Source organism: Paenibacillus sp. GSMTC-2017 (genome assembly GCF_016019935.1).
Taxonomy (GTDB): domain Bacteria; phylum Bacillota; class Bacilli; order Paenibacillales; family Paenibacillaceae; genus Pristimantibacillus.
The window spans coordinates 1,440,673-1,459,915 of record NZ_JAECMT010000001.1 but is presented as its reverse complement, the minus strand read 5'-3'; the positions used below and the strand labels follow the sequence as shown (position 1 = coordinate 1,459,915).

The following is a 19,243-nucleotide window of genomic DNA, read 5'->3' as shown; positions in this document are numbered from 1 at the left end:
AATGAACCGATATCTTTGTCCTTGTTGTGGTCCCCATGCAAATTATTCACTAACAGAGGCAAGGGATAACTTTAAAAAGAACTACACAATGTATAGGAATCCAAGATACATTTCAAAGCAGACTAATAAAGAGGTTTTAACAAAAGAAGCATTAATTAGAGTATTTGAAAAGCCTAGGTATGCTTCTAATGATGCTGCGCAACAATTAAGGCAAGAAATTGACACTCTCAAAAAAGTATTAGATAAAATCGTACATGAAAGTACAAAACGCTACAGTGATAACATAAGAAAAAATCAACTTATAATAAATCTTATTAATTCCGATAAACCTGAAGTTAAAGTAAACGGTTTGTTATCCCTTGCACTAAATGCTAGAGATGGCGATTTCGTGCAAGACATGATGGTTCAATATAGTCAGCATAAAAACGAAAATGTAAGAGGTATAGCAATTCGGATTGAAAGATGAGAGTAGGTTTGTTAGAGGACATGCTCATTCAGCTTTAGATGATATAAATATGTTTTGTAAGGAACAAAACCTCAGAAACTTTTCTCTGAGGTTTTCTTTTTCAAATGACCATAGATATTCAGAGCAACTCCTCGTCATCATCTTCGCACTCTATCTCTCTAATAATCTTGGATACTAATTCACTTTTATCTTTAAGTGCATTCATTATCCATCGTTTCCCTTGCCAAGAAGTGTAGTACAGATCATTTTTTCTGAAAATCGATCTCGTATTTACATAGGACTGAACCCATTTAATTTGATTCTCTGCATCTGATATTCCTAAATAATATAAAGGTTTAATAGCTATTTTCAACAATGGTTTTTCTAAATCGTTTCTGTAATAACAAAGGTGCGAAATAATAGAAAAATAACCGAGCGCAGCGCCTTCACAGTTATAGCTTGGTAAGAATTTATCTACATGATTAATTATTTGTTCATCAGTGAATCGATAAGGGTCCCTTTGAATCGCTTTTAGAATGCCTTGAAGCTCGGGACTATTTGAAAATTGTTCAATCATAAAGTTCCCCCAATTTTCCCATTCGGGATAATTCCCATACTAACTTCTTTATGAACTGTTAGAAAACCTTTTACGTTGCGGAATTTCAATATTTGATTAATCTCTTCTAAATTTAATGTGTAATTATGGAATTATATTAAAGGGAAAGCATTGCTAAATGGAGAATAATGTTGAATGTGATAACAACAAGTGAAAGTAGGAGACGTATGAATTTCAAAAAAGATCTAATGGATAAAAATAATTTACTTAAAGAATTAGATTCACTCGGATATTCGGACAGAATGAAAAAGATTGCAACACTAGGTCGAGATAACAATGGGTCAGCTCAATATTCAAAATTGCTTTTATCGTTGCTAGAGGATGGCGCTTACGAGGCACATCTTGCATTAACAGGTGCTGGTGTAACAAACGATGCACCTGTTATTTTGTTAGCCTTAAAGCACTCGATGGCCTCTGTTAGAAATCATGCAGTAGGTCTTTTAGCTAAAGTAGCCTCAGATAGTGATATTGAACGTGAAATAGTGCATTTATCACTTGATTGTCGTCGCAAATTATTGCGTACGATTGTATTTATAAATCGTCAACCTATAGCGGAACGTTTATTGCCTATTGTGTATGCTACGTGGGGAGCACAGGAAGCAGCCATATTACTACAAGCATGTTCTAAAGACACTGTGAGTAAATGGATTTTAGAAATTGGCTACGTCATAAAAAATTGGCAAAAATTAGCTATCCGACATATTGACGTGGTTGCGGATTATTTTAAAACAACGTTAGAAAACACACCTCTTAGGAATAAAGATAAAGTTTGGTGGGAGTTTTCATCAGCTATCGAACTATTTTGCAATGTTAAGACGGATTTGGTTTTAGAATGTAGCAAGAATCATAGTCCATTAGGTCAAATACATCCTGCACTTAGAAAGCAACTGGGTACTTTAGTTCAAAAAAATGCGGATGCTGTATATAAGCTGCTAACTCGAAATGAGCTGCGAGGCGACCTGATTTCTAATGGAGTACCTGAGGGCATTTTAAAGAGAAGAAATTGTTTTTCAATAGATCAATGGATGGAAATAGCTAAACGACTCGCAGATAGTCCTATACATCTAGCGAAACTACTTCATTGTATGGCTCCTTCAGATCGAAAAGTGCTTTTTGATTCAGCCTATGAAGAAGATAAACGTCAAGAACGCGTTTTACCAGAACAGTTACTAAATGAATTACCGCATACACTACGTGACAAAGAAGCAGCTAGAATGATGGAGCTTCGTGAAATTTATGAAGATCGGGGAACGCTGATTAGTATTACTGCTTGTCGTTCTATTCATCATTCAAGAGAAATACTTGTAAAAGCAACACTAGTATCTGATGCAGACGAACGTGCAGTAGCACTTACAGAGTTGATAAAGAGTACTGCTCTATCAAGACAAGGTATCGCTGAGACGTTGGTGTATGTAGGTCGCATCAAAAATGACCAAGACCCTGTGCGGTGTGCAGTGTTAAGAGAGCTATCCGTTAGTCCAATGTCTATTTATACGGATGAGCATATAAAAGAACTTACTTTACTTGTCGATAGTGTGATTGAAGCTAGAGATACTTCAAACAGTACAAGGCTTGAAACTCAAAATTTGGCCTTAGGTATTATGCGACATCATTCCTTAAATCCTCAAAGTGGTATTTTTAAGTTCTCATTACAAACGATTGTGAAACTAGCTAAGCAGAGCGGTCATTTAATGCTACCATCATTAGAAGAAAATTTTTCTCAAGAAACAGTTGAAATTTTATTTAACGAGCTTTATCCACTAGCTGTAGAAGCAAACAAAAGAGAAAACTACGATTTTGTAATAACTATGGCGAACGCTTTCGGTAAAAGAGGGTATAACCTAATCAAACTTCAACATTTAATAAAGGATGCGATGACGGCGAGCTCTGAACATGTGGCAGCACGAGCGACAAGACATTGGCTTACACCTACTAAAACACGTGATGAAAGAGTTAAACAATTATTGACTTCGGACCAATCGTTTATCGCAATAAATGAAGTGTTCATGCATCTGCATCTAAAACGTCAAGAATGGCTAGATCCATTTATTTCGGGTGCTGTTATTAAAGGCAAGTTTTTAACGGGTAAAACGATATTTGTTGTGCCAGCTATGAATGGGTTTAATAAATGGTTGCCTCGTCAGCAAAAGTCTTTTGGTTCCGTATTAGAAAAAATAGCTTCTGATGCTAAACGTGATCATTTTGAACGTTCACAAGTTATAAAAACGATGGCTAATATGCCTGATATTCACCCAGATAAAATAGTAGAACTTTTGAAAGATAAGGAAGTATCTATAGTAGAGGCTGCGCTTCATGCACTTTCGTTATTGGAACAACCAGAAAAGGCAATTCCAATTTTATTAGACAATTTGGATGGAGATAGGGCACGTGTGGCAATGTACTCGATACCTAGGTGCATACGTAGAGTTAATCCGGTTATGTTAACGGCAATGCTTAAACAACTATTAAATCAAGATAAACTAAAAATTACAGTCAGGAAAGAGGCCATCAGGTTACTAGGGGCTTATAGAAGTAGTGAGAGCATACCATTATTAATAAATGAGTTCGAAAAAACAAATGTACATAAGGATGTAGTCATTGCAATAGGGCATGCAGCGAGGCAATTGTTAGATGATGAACGTAGTTGGAAAATAGTAAATGAAATAGCTTCTTCACCACAAAGTGATATTGCCACAAGCTTATTATCTCAACATCCAAGTGAGCTTCCAGTTCACTATCGAACGCGATATTTAGAAATCATTATTAAACTTGCAAGTCATGCAGATCAGTCTGTTGGAGTATATGCTCTCAACATGATGAGAAATTGGGCAAACGGAAACGAACAAACAATCGCGATTACTACTGCAAAGGCTATGTTGGATTTCGACGATAGCGTTAGATGGAACGGTGCAATGAATACGTTGTTAGATACATGTCGTGATGGTGAGGTAAATGAATCTGTAATAGCTGTTTTTAAACAGCTCGCTAGTGTCCCAATTCGTGATGACTGGAATGCAAATGCAAAAAGAGATATGCCTCATCGACAACGTCTCTTGAGATTTGTTGGAAGATTGACATATTTGCCGAAGAACACTCGTTTAAACCTCGCACCTTTATTTATGGGCATTATTGAGTGCTTGGAATCAAATGAAACATTAAAGCATGTTGTTATGGATATGAAAATAGCAGTTATTGATTGGAATAACGCACCGGAAACCGTTGTTTATTTAAATAGAATTGCAAATTGCATATCTAATCAGCCACATCTTTTAGGGGATGCATATAAGATGGTTGCAAAGGATATATGGGATAGTAAAAGTGATCTGAATCTAGAAACATTATTAGAAATTATAGATGTAATATGGACGGATGGATGTAGCGGATCTCAATTTATGGCGCTTTCAATTCTTGAATTTGCCGGTAATCAATTGTTGTGGAGCCCAGAGTGCACTCGCCTATTAAAATTATATAGAAATCACACAAACATGGGGATAAGTTCATGTGCTTTGGATATTTGGACTGCGCGGGAGTAATTGTTTTTATATTGATGGGGCCGTTGTTCTTCATGATGCGATGGTCATGGGCATCTTAAAGCTGGTCGATTAAGAAAGGGGATTTATATTTGAAAATACGTAAAGCAACTATTCATGAGGATAGTTATTTAACTGATCTTGCATTTCGTTCAAAAGCCTATTGGGGTTATAGCGAAGATTTTATGGAGGCCTGTCGTAACGATTTAACTGTATCGTCTGAATATATTGCAACTTCTCTAGTATTTGTGTTAGAAGACGAAGACACCATAACAGGTTTTATAGGCCTGGAGCAAGAAGAGGATGGTTGGTTACTAAAGGATTTATTTATCGATCCTAAATATATTGGGAAAGGCTACGGAAAAACGTTATGGAAAAATATGATAGAGGTTACTAAGAGTATGAACATTAGTAAAGTTACGATTCATAGTGAACCACTTGCAGAAGATTTTTATCTAGCGATGGGAGCTAGTCGGATTGGAGAGATTGAATCGACCGTATTTGAAGGGAGGAAATTACCTCTTTTGGAGTTTGAAGTCAGTAATTAATTGTAGCAGTTCAACGAGTATGCGTGAGTAGGCGTTGATCGAAGAAAGTTGACGCCTAACCGTTCTGTTATTATCCAAATTTCAGACTTAAAGACCGAGGATATTGAGAACACTATTAACAATGCTTCACAGTTTAGCTTAGAAGATTGTCGGAGATATAGTGTGAGGCAGAATGTATTATCCATGAATAAATAATCAAAAGAATAATGAATTATAAAAGTGAAATAACATATCAACTAAGCAAGCTTCAATCATTAATCTATTGTAGCTTGCTTTTTAGATGGGGGATTAGTATGCCATATGAATTAGGTGGAAGAGCAGATAAAAGCGGTAATAGATTCGAGATAAGATGGATAATTTATAAGATCCTTGAAGTATTGGAGGAGAAGCTAGAATATATTATGTTTGAAGCTCTTGGAGATGACGAGCGGGGAGTTGATATTTGGATTGGTAATAAAAATGGCACCAGAGAAGGTCAGCAATGTAAAGGGAGAAATGCAAGTAAGGAATATTGGGATTATGGCACAGCCAATGCAAGAGGGATCTTTACAAATTGGAAGTTTCAATTAGAGAGGGATGAATCGAATAGAGTTGCCTTGGTATCACCTGTATCGTTCATGCTATTAGAAGACCTTATCACTAGAGCAAGGAATACTAGTAACATTCCTCAAGATTTTTATCATAATCAAATTCTTAATGCCAGTAAAGAACTAAAAGATTTTTTCAAAAATTTTTGTAAGTCAATGGATCTAGATCCTGTGGTAGAAATGGATTTAATTAAATGTATTTCTCTTTTAAAGAAGATATCGTATCGTCAATTTCCAGATGCTGAACTAAAAGAATTAATTTTATCAAAAATAAGTTATCTGCTGCTTGGTGATGAACAAGACATTTATGAACGATTGGTTTCTTGGATTATAGAAGGAGACCTTCTAGGAAAACAAATAGACCAAACAGTTGTTCATCAACTGCTTAGTGAAAACGAAATAGAATTAAAAAATCTTGCTTCTGATAGACGGATTGTTCCTAGATTGGAGGAATTAAATCGAGAATATAGATATTTATTTATTCCATTGAATAATGAGTTAATTGATAGACAGGAATTTTGTTTATGTAGAAAAGCTATAAATTCAGGGGAGTCCTTGATTATACATGGGAAAGCTGGAAGAGGAAAAAGTGGTTGTACTGAGGACATTATTAACTATTGTCGCGATAGTGCCATACCATATCTAGCGATTAAATTAGATAAACGTATTCCGAGTGGTACAGCGGAGAAATGGGGGAAAGATCTAGGGTTACCGGCATCTATAGTTCATTGTATACATAGTGTTTCTAGAACTCAAAATGCTGTAATTATTCTAGATCAATTAGATGCACTACGCTGGACTCAAGCGCATTCTAGAGATGCTTTATTGGTATGCACTCAGATTATAGATCAAGTAGAGAGATTAAATATTGAAAGAGAATATAAGATTTCTGTGGTGTTTGTATGTAGAACGTATGATTTGGAAAATGATAATAATATTAAATATTTGTTTAAAAAGGACAATAAGAAAAAAGAGGGTATCCAATGGAATGAGATTCAAGTTAATGAATTTTGTGATGAAACAGTGAGAGATGTTATAGGGAATCGTTATGATAGTTTAACAGTTAAATTGAAGGAGATACTAAAAATACCTAGCAATATATATATTTGGGAACGATTAGACTCTAATAAAGAATATAGTGAATGTTCGACTGCAAGTCATTTGGTTACCGAATGGTGGGCGCAATTATTAAGAAACTGCTTTGCATTTGGATTAAGCGAGGGGGATGTAAATGAAACAAAGGAAAGGATAATTGGTTTTTTTGATAAATTGGGTCGAATAAGTATTCCCTCAAATTTATTGAAGGTCAATATCTCATGCCTGGATTTTTTATCATCTAATGGTTTTCTACTGAAACAAGATAATAAAATTTCCTTTGCTCATCAATCTATCTTAGATTGTTTTCTAGCTGAAGAAATGTTGAGAAAGTATTATGAGGGTGGAGATATTTTAGAGGTTATAGGAAATAAAGAAAGGCAAACACCTGGGAGAAGATACCAGGTGCAGATGTTTTTACAGAATTTAATTGAATATAATCGCGAGGATTTTCTTGATGCAGGAATAAAAATGCTAAATTATGAGCAACTCAGATATAGTGTGAGATTTGTCGTTTTTGAAGTATTAAATCAACTAGATGTTTTAGACGAGAATATACAGAACTATATAATCAAAAATTGCGAAGATGAAAAATACGGAAACCACATAATAGATAATGTTATATATTCTAAGCCACAATATATCAGATTACTCAGGGATTGCGGTATTTTAGACAAATGGTTTGAAACTTCAGAGAAAAAAGCTGTTGTCTTTAATTTGATTGCTAGTATATCTCCTAATTATGAATATAAAGATGTTGAATTTATAGAAAAGCGAGCATTTCTATCGCAAGATGATGATAATAAATTTTGGCGATGTTTTTCAAATGATATCAATCAAGATTCCGATGAGATGTTTGAATTACGAATGAAATTTTATTTTCATTATCCACATATGGTTGACAACTATCTTAACTTTAAGGCAATGCTTAAAAATTGTGAAATGAGAGCAATGCGTGTGTTGGTGTTTTTATTGGAAAATAAACGCAATAGACATTCTAAAACCATATATAGATATGAAGAGGAATTTCTGCAAGAGGATTCGGAAGTATTAATTAAAAATTGTGTAGAAGTAATTAATTTATTACTACCATTTATCCCGACTGGAAAAGATGAAATGTTGTATTATAGTGATTGGTCTGGAAGATACCTCTACAAAAGGGGACTTGAAAGAGCATGCATTCAAATTATAAAAAAGGCGAATGCAGCATTGATTGCTTTAAATCCAAACATATTTTGGGAATTATATGAAGATTTTATGGGGACAGGCAATGAGTTATATAATGAGATAATTTTAGATACATTGTCCAGATTACCTAATTTATTTAGTGATACTATTATTGAATATATATGTATTGATTTTGATAATAACATATTTGAAAAAACAAGTGGTAATGGCGATGAGTTGTTGCTTGCAAAACTGGTTATAGCTAGGCATTCAGAACATTGTAGCCAAGCTATTTTTGATAAACTAGAAAAAACTGTTATTGGTTATATTTCACCTTTATCTAAAGGAATGTATCAACGTAGAATAGAGTTTAATCGTGGGAATAATGGTCACAAAGCCTATTGGAGTTTTTGGGGGGACTTACAAAAAGAAATCCTAGAAGTGCTACCATATAGTCGTCTCAGTGAAAAGTCCAAAGATTTGTTACGTATATTACGGCGTAGATTTATCAATGAACATATATTATACAAGTATTCAAACGGACACAGTGGATCTGTAATTTCTCCTGTTGGGGGAAAGAAGCTAAGTAATAAAAACTGGATGGATATATTAACTAGCAATAAACCTAGCAAGGAGTATATTTCACGTTGGAATGCAACTTCGGGAGAATATGTAGAAAATTCAATTGAGTCATTTTCAAGTAGTTTTAATAGTGCCGTTTCCGAAGATCCTGAAAGAATGATAAAGTTGATGCTTTCAAATAATAATAAGATTATAGATATATATATTGATTCATTGTTTAGTGGAGTGGCGCACAGTAAAAATTTGGATAAAGTCCCGTCAAAACAGTTAGAAGCATTGATTCTAAAATATTCATTTAATTACACTTCCTATAGGGCAAGTTCCATTTGTACTCTAGTTGAGAATAGAGAAAAAGTTGAATGGTCACAAGAGATTTTGGATATCCTTAAGGACATTGCGAATAATCATAAAAACCCGGAAAATGGAAAACCAAATGTGACTAGCAGTGAAGATAATGAAATGCGTAGCTTTGATATGTTACAAAGCAATGCGTTGAATTGCGTAAGAGGTAAAGCATCCAGAGCAATAGCTCATCTTTTATGGAAAGACAATGGTCATTTTAAGCAGTTTAAAGAAGTAATCGAAAGATTGGCATATGATGAAAATCCTGCAGTAAGATTAGCAACTTTATCTGTGCTATGGCCTTCATATAATATTGATCGAGACTGGGCTACTGATAAGATTCTTTATCTTTATGAACAAGATTACCGACTGGCAGGATTTCATAATACAAAAAATATGTTTTTTTTACTGTACCCTAAGTATCGAAATCGCGTATTACGAATTATTAAAGAATGCTATGATTCTGAAGATGAAGAATTAATTAAGGCTGGTGCACATTGTTTATCAGAAATGTATATACTTAAAAATGAATTTGTAGATGAAATGACAAATGTAGAAACTATGAGCAAATTACAAGCTGAAGAGGTTCTATGTATGGTCATGTTATATTTTAATAAGGATGAATATAATACATTAGCTAAAAATATTATACTAAGATTTAAAACAAGCACAGTAGATTTAGAAAGGCCAATCTCAAGATTATTTTATGATGATTTAATTAATTTGGAGAGAGATAAGGATTTTTTGATAGAGATAATGAAATCTGATTTAAGCCCTAGAACATTACATACATTTGTACACTACCTGGAAGAGGAGTCAAAGTCAGTAATTGAATATAAAGATATAATATTATCTATGAGTTGGTATTTAATCCATAATGATATTGATAGATATGAGAATGTTTGGGGAATACACGAAGAAATCTCTAAAATAATAATTGGATTATACGATGAGACCTCTGGATCTGCGAGAGAAGAGTTAAAGAGCATAGCACAAGAATGTCTGGATATCTGGGATTTAATGTTTGAAAAGCAAATTGGACCAGTTAGAAGATTAAGTCAAGAGATGATGGAAAGATAATTAGAGTTTCTTGAAATAAATTAGCAACAGATATTCGTAAATAGATTCTGTGAAATATGGGAAAAGAAAGTGTCAAACTTGCTAAAACCTTAAATAGTCTTGTGGCATAAAGCGCCACAATGAAGATCCTGTGGCTAGTTATTAAAATGTACATCAAGTAGCCCCAGGCAACTGAATGAAAATGTGGTATCGTATCATTCATTCTTCAGTTACGTATATCTAATGTTGCCTGATCTCTGAAAAAACGGCTATCTTTGTATTAGAATCAAGTTGAATGGATATCATAATCATGATAAAATATTATTGAAAGGAGAGGGACGTTTTGCCACAAATTAGACCTATATCCGATCTGCGGAACAATTTTGCTGAAATATCCAAGATCGTTCATGAAAGTCGAGAGCCGGTATTTCTCACGAAAAATGGACATGGCGATATGGTCGTCATGAGTATTGAGCAGTTTGAGAATATGCAATACGACAAAGAGATATTTGCAAAACTGAAAGAAGCTGAACTTGAAGCAAGTAAGTCAGATGTCCGTTATACTCACTCTGAAGTATTTGATAAAATAAAACAGAAAATTAATAATGGTGACCGGGGGTAACTCCGGTCTTTGCTTTTCTTGACAGTTAGTTATCCCTAAGTTATATTAGGTATGCTCATACATATTTTTTTAAGTAAATTCAATAGGTATGCCAATACCTTAAATGAGGAAGCGGGATGATTAATATCTACAGGAGTACCGAACTGAATAAATTGATAGGTCAGAGTCTAGAAGAGCTAAGGAGAATATACACAAATGAACAATCTATTCGTATTTTTATGGTCATTACATCCTTCTATTATTTATATGAAATTGAACAAAGCAGCGATCAGAAGGTTCAACGGTGCAAAGATATTCAAGAAAATTCAATCGAAGAATGGATTTATTTCAGAATTAAACAACTGGAGAATAGCGATAAAGAGCTTCATGACATTATTACCGGTATCGTGGATTCATTTTTTCATATTTCCAATATCTCTACGAATCGAGAATTTAAAATAGTAATAAACAACTTGAACCATTTCCAATTTAATAATAGTAAGGAAATTATTCAGCTTATTAACTTGCTAGCTTCAAAATTTGTTGGTGGTAAGGAGAACGTCGGAACTCCAGAAGCAATTACAAATCTGGCATTTAATCTAGTTCATATTGAACACATTCATTCGTTTGCTGATTATTGTTCAGGAATATCGAGTTTTTATATTGAGATGGTTAAACGTGTGAATGCATCGGGTAAAGATAACCTTCCCTATTATTATGGGGAAGAGATTAATGTTACGGTTTATTTGATTTCCAAACTATTAATGTTTGTAAATCGTATCTCTAACTTCACCATCGTTAATAAAAATGCCTTAGACCATGTAAGTAAAGATGATTTGCGCCAAAGTTTTGATTTTATTTTTTCGGATATACCTTTTAACTTAACTTGGAGTCCAGAAAAAGCTTGGGACGATCCTAGGTTTGAATTCGGTATACCACCGAGAGCGTCCGCGGACTGGGCATTTTATCAAAATGTCTTATACCATTTGAATGAAAACGGAAAAGCCATTGTAATCGGTACAAAGGGGACACTGGTAAGAAGTACTGAAGTTCATATAAGAAAATCAATCCTTGATAAGGATTTAATCGAAGCAATCATTACTATGCCAGAGAACCTTTACTCCCATACTAATATCAGTACAGAGCTGATCATTTTTAATAAAAGTAAACCGAGAGAAAGACGAAACAAAATATTGTTTATTGATGCAAGTAAATTTTCACACAGAATGAATAAATATCAACATGAGATTACAGAAGAGGGTCTTACTAAGATTGTTGCAGCTTATTGGGATGGAGATGAAGAGGAACGATTTTGCAGACTGATGGACGCTGAAAAAATTAGAGCCTGTAACTATAGCCTCAATCCAAAAGAATATTTAGAATTCGATAGTTTGAAAAGCTTATATCAGAATACAGTAACGCTTGGCGAAATTGCGGAGATTAGACGGGGGGCACAAATATCTAAAGAAGAATTTGAAGATCTCAAGCAGTCTGCAACGCATTATTTTTTAAATATTAAAGATATAGAGAATGGGAGAATTGTTTATGACGAGGAGTCGAAAATTGCTTGTAAAAAGCAAGACTGGCTTGCAAAGTTTGCAATCCAACCGTTGGATATACTCATTACTTCTAAAGGTTCACTAATCAAGTTCGCCATTGTTGAAGATTCATTTAGAGAGTCGTTTATTAGCGGCAACTTGTCCATCATTCGAGTAAATCCTAAACGATACGATGCATATGTTTTGTATGAATTTTTACAGAGTAATACGGGACGAAGGATGATTGATGGAATTCAAACAGGAACAACAATAAAGTTGATTAATCCTTCTAAGCTGGTACAACTTGAAATTCCATTATTTACTACTGAATTTATGAATGAAGTCGGAGAAGGGTTAATGAAGAGTAAACAAGAATATGAAGAGACTATGAAGGAAACAGAAGAAATCTATGTTATGAAAAAAACAATATTGCTTGAAAGAATGGGGATTAATAACAAACTATAAAGGGGTCACACATATGGAGAAAAAGTACACTTTACGTTATCTCGCGTTAGCACAATCAGACTTGTTAGATATTACTAATTACATTAGCGAACAGCTTTTCGCACCAGAAGCAGCAATTCATCTAGTAGAAAAGTTTGAAGAAGCTATTTCTCGCTTAGAATACTTCCCTTACTCAGGACGTCTTTATAGAAGCACAGGAAAGCTTAAGGATGAGTATCGAATACTTTTCGTGGAGAGTTACCTAATTTTCTATATTATATTGGACAACACTGTAGAAATCCGACGCATCATTTATAGTAAACGCGATTATTTAAAACTGCTTTAAGTATCTCCTCCAATGTCGACTCCGATAATCTAACTTATGTGAATTGTTGCTCACTTTTAGTCAGACGAGTTGTATTTGTGGGGTAACCAAAAGGGTGACGACCCCCTCAACAACAAGCATTAAATAATCTAGTGCTTTTATAGTATACCTATGAATGTTTCGTTGAGTATAAATGTCAACTATCTGTCTAGATAAGTTATCAAGTGAGAAGTATTGATATACTAGCATCTCCATTGAAATAAGTAGTGAAATTACAATCATATTCCTGATTTAAATGTATCTGATAGGGAAGGAAGCAGAACCTGCCGTCGCAGAAGTGCTAAGGCATTATTATGATAGGTCTGTGCAGTAGTTCATACAATAGACACTTATCGGTCAACAGTATTTCGTTATTGAGAGTTCGAATGATTTGAACAAGATAGCAGTTCACTGTTCAAGATTTATTCGACTTCATGATAAATTTGTTAAAGACAAAATAACCTCAAAAATCTATAGTCTATTTGGGAGGGGTCAACATGGCACCGTTAATTGCTCTTGTCTCATCTTTTCTATTGTTTCGATTTGTTGGAATACTAGGCTGGTCATATTTCGACGATTGGCATTCTTCTCTACAAGGAGCGGTTGCAATTATGTTTTTACTTACTGCATCCGCTCACTGGGGGAAAAGACGTTCTGACCTAATCCGTATGGTGCCCCTTTCATTCCCAAGAGCTGATTTGATTGTAACAGCAACTGGGCTCTTTGAGATCGCCGGGTCAATTGGCATTATGATACCAGCTACTTCGCACACTGCATCCATCTGCTTAACTGTGTTACTAATTGTTATGTTTCCCGCTAACATTCGGGCAGCTCGTGAAGGGCTCACGATCGACGGCAAGCCTGTGCCAAGACTATTTACTAGAACGAAGCTTCAGATCATATTTCTAGTATCAGTCATACTGGCTTCACCCATTTTTGATACTCTCTCAAGTTAACTATTTATTCCTCGGCAATCCCACAACAAAAGATTTCCCATCACGTTCATGCACAACTGTAATACTCCCTCCATGAATATTCATAATCGTTTTTGCTAGAAACAAACCTAATCCGTTGCCGCCAACTTTGCGGTCACGAGAACGATCACCTTTCTGAAATCGTTGGAAGATCCGCTCGATATCTTTTTCTGGGATAGGAGTTCCATTGTCAAAAAAGGATACAGATACTGGTCCCGTCGCATCAATACCCGCTTCCAATTTGATATAAATATTACCCCCAACAGGAGCGAACTTAATGGCATTGGACATCAAGTTGACCCACACTTGAGCTAGCAGTTCTTGATCAGCTTTAATGAGCGTACGTTCCGCATCCATCGAAACATCCAACTGTTTACTTGCCCACATCGGCTCAAAGGCTAATGTTGTTTTACGAATTTGTTCTGCAAGATCGAAGCTGGACAAGGAGAGGGCATAACGATCAGATTCCAAATAAGCTAAACGAAGAAGATTATCACTTAACCTCGATAAACGATCCGTTTCATTAATCATTGTATGGAGAGCCTGTTTCTTCTCGTGTTCATTCAACTCCCCTTCTAATATCATAGAGGAATAGCCTTTAATCAATGTAAGTGGCGATTGAAATTCATGGGACACATTAGCGACAAAGTCCTGTCTTTCACGATCTAATTGTCCAAGCTCTGCGGCCATTTCATTGATAGCAGTAGAAAGTGAACCAAGCTCATCACTCCTATGCTGGGATAAACGAACGTTAAAATCACCTTTTGCGATTTGTTTTGCAGCATTTGTAACCTCTTTAACCGGCTTAATTAAATATCGAACAGATAGTAGCATAATGAGTCCACCGACTAATAGAACGACAGCCAAAACGGTAAATATTTCTCTTATCCCAGATAGGTTTGTTTCTTTCATTAGAACTTCGAGCGTATGCGTATTGCCGTCAATAATCCAAGGTATACTGACGGTGTATCCGCAGTTGCATGCGAAATCATCTTCATTTGCATTATAATACTGCGGTGCGTTTTGATCGGCTGAAGTTAGCTTTAGTCCTACTTCGGATATTTTCGATGCTAGACTTAAATAGACGGACAGGTCGGAAGGTTTGGATGTATCATAGTGTTCAATAATAATGTTAGCTTTATTCTCTATTATTTCTACAGTGTGTTGATTATTTGACTTGAGAAAAAAGGAAACTGCGCTTACAAAGCCAACAATAACGCTAATAAGTACGGCACTCATAAAAGTGATAAAGACTCTTGTATACAACGATTTAAACATGTTTAACCTCTAATCGATAACCGAATCCTCTAACCGTTATAATCTGAAAGCTATCAGTAAGTGCACTGAATCGTTCTCTAAGTCTTTTAACATGCACGTCAACCGTTCTTTCATCTCCTGTAAACTCTGCCCCCCATACATACTCGATCAACTGTTCACGTGTTAATGTTCGATTCGGATGTGCGGCTAGTTTAAATAACAGCTCATATTCCTTAGGCGGCAAGGAAATAGAAGTTTCACCAATCAAGATTTGCCCCTCTATATTCATATAAAGTGAACCAACTCGAACAGAAAATCCTTGTTCCATTCGATATCTTCGCAGGAGTGCTTTTACCCGATACTTAAGCTCATTAGGGTCAAAGGGCTTGACGACATAATCGTCAGCCCCAGCTTGAAACCCTTTAACTTTATCCCTATTTGTTCCTTTTGCAGTCAACATTAATACGGGAATATCCGTATACTTTTTTATTTCACGACATACGGTAAGCCCATCTTTGCCTGGCATCATAATATCAGCAATTGCAAATTGCGGGTTGCTTCGATAGATGACCTCAATCGCCTCACGACCATTATCCACCTCAATAAAATCATAACCGTCTGAACGCAATGCAAGTTTTATAAGCTCGCGTATATGTGGATCGTCATCAGCGACTAGCACTTTAATCAAGGAAATAACCTCCTGAAAAACGTTTATGATCGATAATAAATATCATATCAATTACTATATATGTTATATCGATCCATATCCTTGCGGCAATCTTATTTTATTTGTGCTGTTTTCACATGGTTGTCAAAGTATTGCAATAAAACTTTATTAGTCTGGATTATTGCGGATGAATTATATTTACCTAGCTTGGGAAAGAATTGAACCGCTTCGGAAAATCCTTGATGAGTGATATTGTCTATAACTTGCTCTGTCCCTCCATTACGAAGCACACCTTTACTCCGAAGGATCGTCTCCTTTTGGATATTGATATATTCTTCATAGTTTCCCTCTTCAGGAGAAACTAATTTATAGTACTCCTCTTTCGTCATAATGGAGCTAGAATCTGCGGCTGATTCAGAAGATCGGAGGTATAAAAAAGGATTAGACAGACCGTTTTCAATACGTTTACCAAAGAAAGTGCCATCTATGTTCACACCAGCCAATATCCGATTGTCTTCGTTCATGACTTGAGCAGATGCAGCGCCGCCGAAGGAATGGCCGAACATCCCTATTTTCGATAGATCCATCTTACCGCTTAAGAGATCACCAGTTTCATGGTTATTCCATTGTTCCAATTGATTTAGTATATAGAGTGCATCTTGGGTCCAAATTGCTATTTGTTTATCCATCGTATCCAGTACAGATTCAGTTGCTGGCTCAATTTCTCCTACTGCTACGCGATTGTCAGGGAATAGAGCTGGGAGCATTGTAAAGTATGGATGCTGCATAGCGATAATGATATAGCCGTGGCTTGCCAAGTTTTCTAAAATAGACGCGTACATATAATTGGAAGCCCCATAACCAGGTGAAAAAAGCAAAACAGGATACTTTTCAGATTGGGATGATACAGGAGCTTTCCAATAAGAATGGGACTTTACATCAGAAATAGAGCTAACAAGCGCTTTCTTAAAAAATGGTACGTTTTTTCCCACCAATCTGCGCTCTTCAGCAGTATATGCATAGGGGGCAAGCTCCGCATCATCTCCGATTTCGGCAGGGTACCATACTTTTGCTATCACTTCCCTATAATCAGATTGATCAACTGTAAAAGACTCTTCACGAGATTTATCGACCCAGTGATAGTTAGCAGTCCCAACCGCAAAGGTTCCCGTAGGAAGGAGTAATTTCACTTTTGGTAACAAATATAGTGGTACGGCAAGTCCTGCGGTTACTAAAGCTAACCCCAAGAAACCAACAACGATACGTTTCCACAGTTTACTTCGTACACGTCCGGCGGACTTACCTCTACGGACGACATTTACTCCATAGCAGAGTACACAAATCAAATAAGTGACATAGATCAAAATCATATGTTCACGGTACTCTTCGATAGCTAAGTGCAGAACTAACAAAATAGCTCCTACCGCATGCAATATACCCGCACCTTTTCTTTTGCTAAAAAAGCCAGTTACATACCCTGAAATAATGGCGACGATGACAATCGCTAATCCAATCTCAAACAGTTTCATTTCGTATTCTCCTCTCTTTATCTTCCTAAATAGTACCAATTGAATATGAACAACAGATGAATAACAATTGCACATTTTTCCAACTGTTTTTTGTTACAATGGTTTTAATCGTGTTGAGCAACATACGGAAATAGGAGGCGCTTTAGGATGTACAAGATACTTATCGTTGAGGACGACCCGAAAATTGCAGAGCTATTAAAATCATATATAGAAAAGTACGGTAACGAGGCGATAATCGTTGGAGACTTTCAAAATGTATTAAACGCTTTCCAGCATGTTCAGCCACATATCGTTCTGATGGATATCAATTTACCTAGTTTCGACGGCTTTTATTGGTGTAGACAAATACGTACAGTTTCCACTTGCCCAGTCATCTTCCTGTCAGCGAGGAGCGGTGAAATGGATCAAGTGTACGCCATCGAAAATGGTGGGGACGATTATTTAACGAAGCCGTTCCATTATGAAGTTGTTATGGCGAAGATACGCAGCCAGCTACGCCGTGTGTATGGCGATTATGCTGTTGCAACAGCGGAGAGAGTAATAGAAAAGGCTGGACTCACTCTTTATCCAGAACGAATGGAGCTCCATCTAAACAGTAAGTCAGTTGAATTGACGAAAAAGGAAATGATACTTACTGAAACGCTCCTAAAAAAGTTTGAGAAGTTAGTAAGTAGGGAATCTATTCTCGAAAAATTATGGGACGATTATGCCTATGTCGATGATAATGCACTTAGCGTCAATGTTACTCGGCTACGTAAAAAGCTTGCGGAACTTGGCATTGCAGATGCATTAGAAACCGTTCGAGGAACGGGGTATCGGCTAATTGGAATATGGGAGCAAGAGGGGAAACAATGAAACTATTTTTTCGTGAGCACATCCCGTTAATTCTTTTAACTTTGGTACAGCTTACCGTTGTAACGACTGTATTTTACCTTGATGGTTATCGAAACTGGACAGTTGCAGCCTATGCCATCTCGTTAGGAATATGTGTATTTGTGGTTTATCTGATTTATCGTTATATCAGTCATAGGAAGTTCTATCAGCTTTTGAGCAAAAAAGAGTTCAAGCTTGAAGAGTCCTATCAACTTGGGGAACAATCGCCGCTTCCTGTTTCGGTTAACGAACTGCTACAGTCGCAGTATCGTCATTATGAGAATGCAATGGTCGAAGGTGAGCGCAATTGGCAAAACCATATTACGTTTATGAATCAGTGGGTACATCAGATGAAAACACCTCTATCTGTACTTGAGCTCATGCTGCAAGAGGATGATGAGCCACGTAATGAAAGTATGCTCGAGGAGACAGAGCGACTTCGCACAGGGTTAGAAATGATTCTTTATATGGCGCGTTTGGAAACGTTCGAGCATGATTTCGTAGTAGATAAAGTTGTACTCCGAGAACTTGCGAATGAAGTTATATTGGAAAATAAACGATTATTTATTCGGAACTATGTGTATCCTCGAATTGAGATAGAAAAAGATCTAATTGTCGAAACAGATCGGAAATGGCTTCGATTTATTTTGCTCCAACTTATTTCGAATGCGGTTAAGTTTGCTTCTGGAACTGAAACTCAGATTACGATTGCAGCATACGCTAATGATCGTGGTGTTTATTTGGAAGTTCGTGATCAGGGAGTTGGCATACCTTCATCGGATATGAAACGAATATTCCAACCTTTCTTCACAGGTGAGAATGGTAGGCGGTTTAAAGAATCTTCCGGTATGGGGCTATATATTGCAAAGACTGTTATGGACAAAATGAATCAAGGGATAGAGGCGGAATCGGAAGTTGGCCGGAGTACGGTTATTCGTCTTATTTTTCCATATGCAAGAGCTGGTAAGGCGAGAGATCGATAAGGTCTTCTCGCTTTCTTTCTGCATTCTTACAATATTGTAAGT

Annotated in this window: 14 protein-coding genes; 10 read left to right on the top strand and 4 right to left on the bottom strand. The window is 36.1% G+C overall.

Translation table 11 applies throughout. From position 1 onward, the window contains the following. Position 1: 1 nt before the first annotated feature. Positions 2 to 466 (top strand): hypothetical protein, encoded by a 465-nt coding sequence (locus I6N90_RS06725; protein ID WP_197934675.1) that lies wholly within the window; start codon positions 2 to 4, stop codon positions 464 to 466. Positions 467 to 584: 118 nt separating this feature from the next. Here the strand turns inward: I6N90_RS06725 and I6N90_RS06720 are convergent, their stop codons facing one another. Beyond that, positions 585 to 1,022 carry a hypothetical protein gene (locus I6N90_RS06720; RefSeq protein WP_197934674.1) on the bottom strand — a complete coding sequence of 146 codons (438 nt, stop codon included), beginning with the start codon at positions 1,020 to 1,022 and terminating at the stop codon, positions 585 to 587. A 206-nt stretch (positions 1,023 to 1,228) separates the two neighbouring features. Here I6N90_RS06720 and I6N90_RS06715 point away from each other — a divergent pair, with 206 nt between their 5' ends. The 7 genes from I6N90_RS06715 (at position 1,229) to I6N90_RS06685 (ending at position 13,874) form a co-directional block, all read left to right on the top strand. After that, positions 1,229 to 4,594, top strand: coding sequence for a HEAT repeat domain-containing protein (locus I6N90_RS06715; RefSeq protein ID WP_197934673.1), 3,366 nt, complete (start codon positions 1,229 to 1,231; stop codon positions 4,592 to 4,594). Positions 4,595 to 4,683: 89 nt separating this feature from the next. Continuing rightward, positions 4,684 to 5,139 carry a GNAT family N-acetyltransferase gene (locus I6N90_RS06710; protein ID WP_197934672.1) on the top strand — a complete coding sequence of 152 codons (456 nt, stop codon included), beginning with the start codon at positions 4,684 to 4,686 and terminating at the stop codon, positions 5,137 to 5,139. Between the two features lie 293 nt (positions 5,140 to 5,432). Beyond that, positions 5,433 to 9,992, top strand: coding sequence for a hypothetical protein (locus I6N90_RS06705; RefSeq protein WP_197934671.1), 4,560 nt, complete (start codon positions 5,433 to 5,435; stop codon positions 9,990 to 9,992). Positions 9,993 to 10,314: 322 nt separating this feature from the next. Continuing rightward, entirely contained in the window at positions 10,315 to 10,593 is a 279-nt protein-coding gene (locus I6N90_RS06700) for a type II toxin-antitoxin system Phd/YefM family antitoxin (RefSeq protein ID WP_197934670.1), read from the top strand. A gap of 116 nt (positions 10,594 to 10,709) precedes the next feature. Then, a complete protein-coding gene (locus I6N90_RS06695; RefSeq protein ID WP_197934669.1) occupies positions 10,710 to 12,575 on the top strand; it encodes an N-6 DNA methylase in 1,866 nt (621 codons plus the stop codon). 13 nt (positions 12,576 to 12,588) lie between these two features. Continuing rightward, positions 12,589 to 12,900 carry a type II toxin-antitoxin system RelE/ParE family toxin gene (locus I6N90_RS06690; protein ID WP_197934668.1) on the top strand — a complete coding sequence of 104 codons (312 nt, stop codon included), beginning with the start codon at positions 12,589 to 12,591 and terminating at the stop codon, positions 12,898 to 12,900. Between the two features lie 515 nt (positions 12,901 to 13,415). Beyond that, positions 13,416 to 13,874, top strand: coding sequence for a DoxX family protein (locus I6N90_RS06685; protein ID WP_197934667.1), 459 nt, complete (start codon positions 13,416 to 13,418; stop codon positions 13,872 to 13,874). Here the strand turns inward: I6N90_RS06685 and I6N90_RS06680 are convergent, their stop codons facing one another. From I6N90_RS06680 to I6N90_RS06670, 3 genes are all read right to left on the bottom strand, one after another. After that, entirely contained in the window at positions 13,875 to 15,170 is a 1,296-nt protein-coding gene (locus I6N90_RS06680; protein ID WP_197934666.1) for a sensor histidine kinase, read from the bottom strand. Then, complete coding sequence (locus tag I6N90_RS06675; RefSeq protein WP_197934665.1) at positions 15,163 to 15,837, bottom strand: response regulator transcription factor; 675 nt, start codon at positions 15,835 to 15,837, stop codon at positions 15,163 to 15,165. The genes I6N90_RS06680 and I6N90_RS06675 overlap by 8 nt, the downstream gene beginning before the upstream one ends. Before the next feature lie 92 nt (positions 15,838 to 15,929). Further along, positions 15,930 to 17,345 (bottom strand): alpha/beta hydrolase family protein, encoded by a 1,416-nt coding sequence (locus I6N90_RS06670; RefSeq protein ID WP_197934664.1) that lies wholly within the window; start codon positions 17,343 to 17,345, stop codon positions 15,930 to 15,932. Positions 17,346 to 17,492: 147 nt separating this feature from the next. Between I6N90_RS06670 and I6N90_RS06665 the strand changes: the two genes are divergently transcribed. Both I6N90_RS06665 and I6N90_RS06660 read left to right on the top strand, forming a co-directional pair. Beyond that, the gene (locus I6N90_RS06665) at positions 17,493 to 18,200 is read left to right on the top strand and encodes a response regulator transcription factor (RefSeq protein ID WP_197934663.1); all 708 of its coding nucleotides are present in this window, start codon (positions 17,493 to 17,495) and stop codon (positions 18,198 to 18,200) included. Continuing rightward, on the top strand, positions 18,197 to 19,201 hold the full coding sequence (locus I6N90_RS06660) for a sensor histidine kinase (RefSeq protein WP_197934662.1): 1,005 nt from the start codon (positions 18,197 to 18,199) through the stop codon (positions 19,199 to 19,201). The genes I6N90_RS06665 and I6N90_RS06660 overlap by 4 nt, the downstream gene beginning before the upstream one ends. The last annotated feature ends 42 nt before the right edge of the window (positions 19,202 to 19,243 follow it).

Bases quoted from the DNA above. Each gene is read 5' to 3' on its own strand.
- I6N90_RS06725 (WP_197934675.1), top strand. From the start codon at position 2: ATGAACCGATATCTTTGTCCTTGTTGTGGTCCCCATGCAAATTATTCA.
- I6N90_RS06720 (WP_197934674.1), bottom strand. From the start codon at position 1,022: ATGATTGAACAATTTTCAAATAGTCCCGAGCTTCAAGGCATTCTAAAA.
- I6N90_RS06715 (WP_197934673.1), top strand. From the start codon at position 1,229: ATGAATTTCAAAAAAGATCTAATGGATAAAAATAATTTACTTAAAGAA.
- I6N90_RS06705 (WP_197934671.1), top strand. From the start codon at position 5,433: ATGCCATATGAATTAGGTGGAAGAGCAGATAAAAGCGGTAATAGATTC.
- I6N90_RS06695 (WP_197934669.1), top strand. From the start codon at position 10,710: ATGATTAATATCTACAGGAGTACCGAACTGAATAAATTGATAGGTCAG.
- I6N90_RS06690 (WP_197934668.1), top strand. From the start codon at position 12,589: ATGGAGAAAAAGTACACTTTACGTTATCTCGCGTTAGCACAATCAGAC.
- I6N90_RS06685 (WP_197934667.1), top strand. From the start codon at position 13,416: ATGGCACCGTTAATTGCTCTTGTCTCATCTTTTCTATTGTTTCGATTT.
- I6N90_RS06680 (WP_197934666.1), bottom strand. From the start codon at position 15,170: ATGTTTAAATCGTTGTATACAAGAGTCTTTATCACTTTTATGAGTGCC.
- I6N90_RS06670 (WP_197934664.1), bottom strand. From the start codon at position 17,345: ATGAAACTGTTTGAGATTGGATTAGCGATTGTCATCGTCGCCATTATT.
- I6N90_RS06665 (WP_197934663.1), top strand. From the start codon at position 17,493: ATGTACAAGATACTTATCGTTGAGGACGACCCGAAAATTGCAGAGCTA.
- I6N90_RS06660 (WP_197934662.1), top strand. From the start codon at position 18,197: ATGAAACTATTTTTTCGTGAGCACATCCCGTTAATTCTTTTAACTTTG.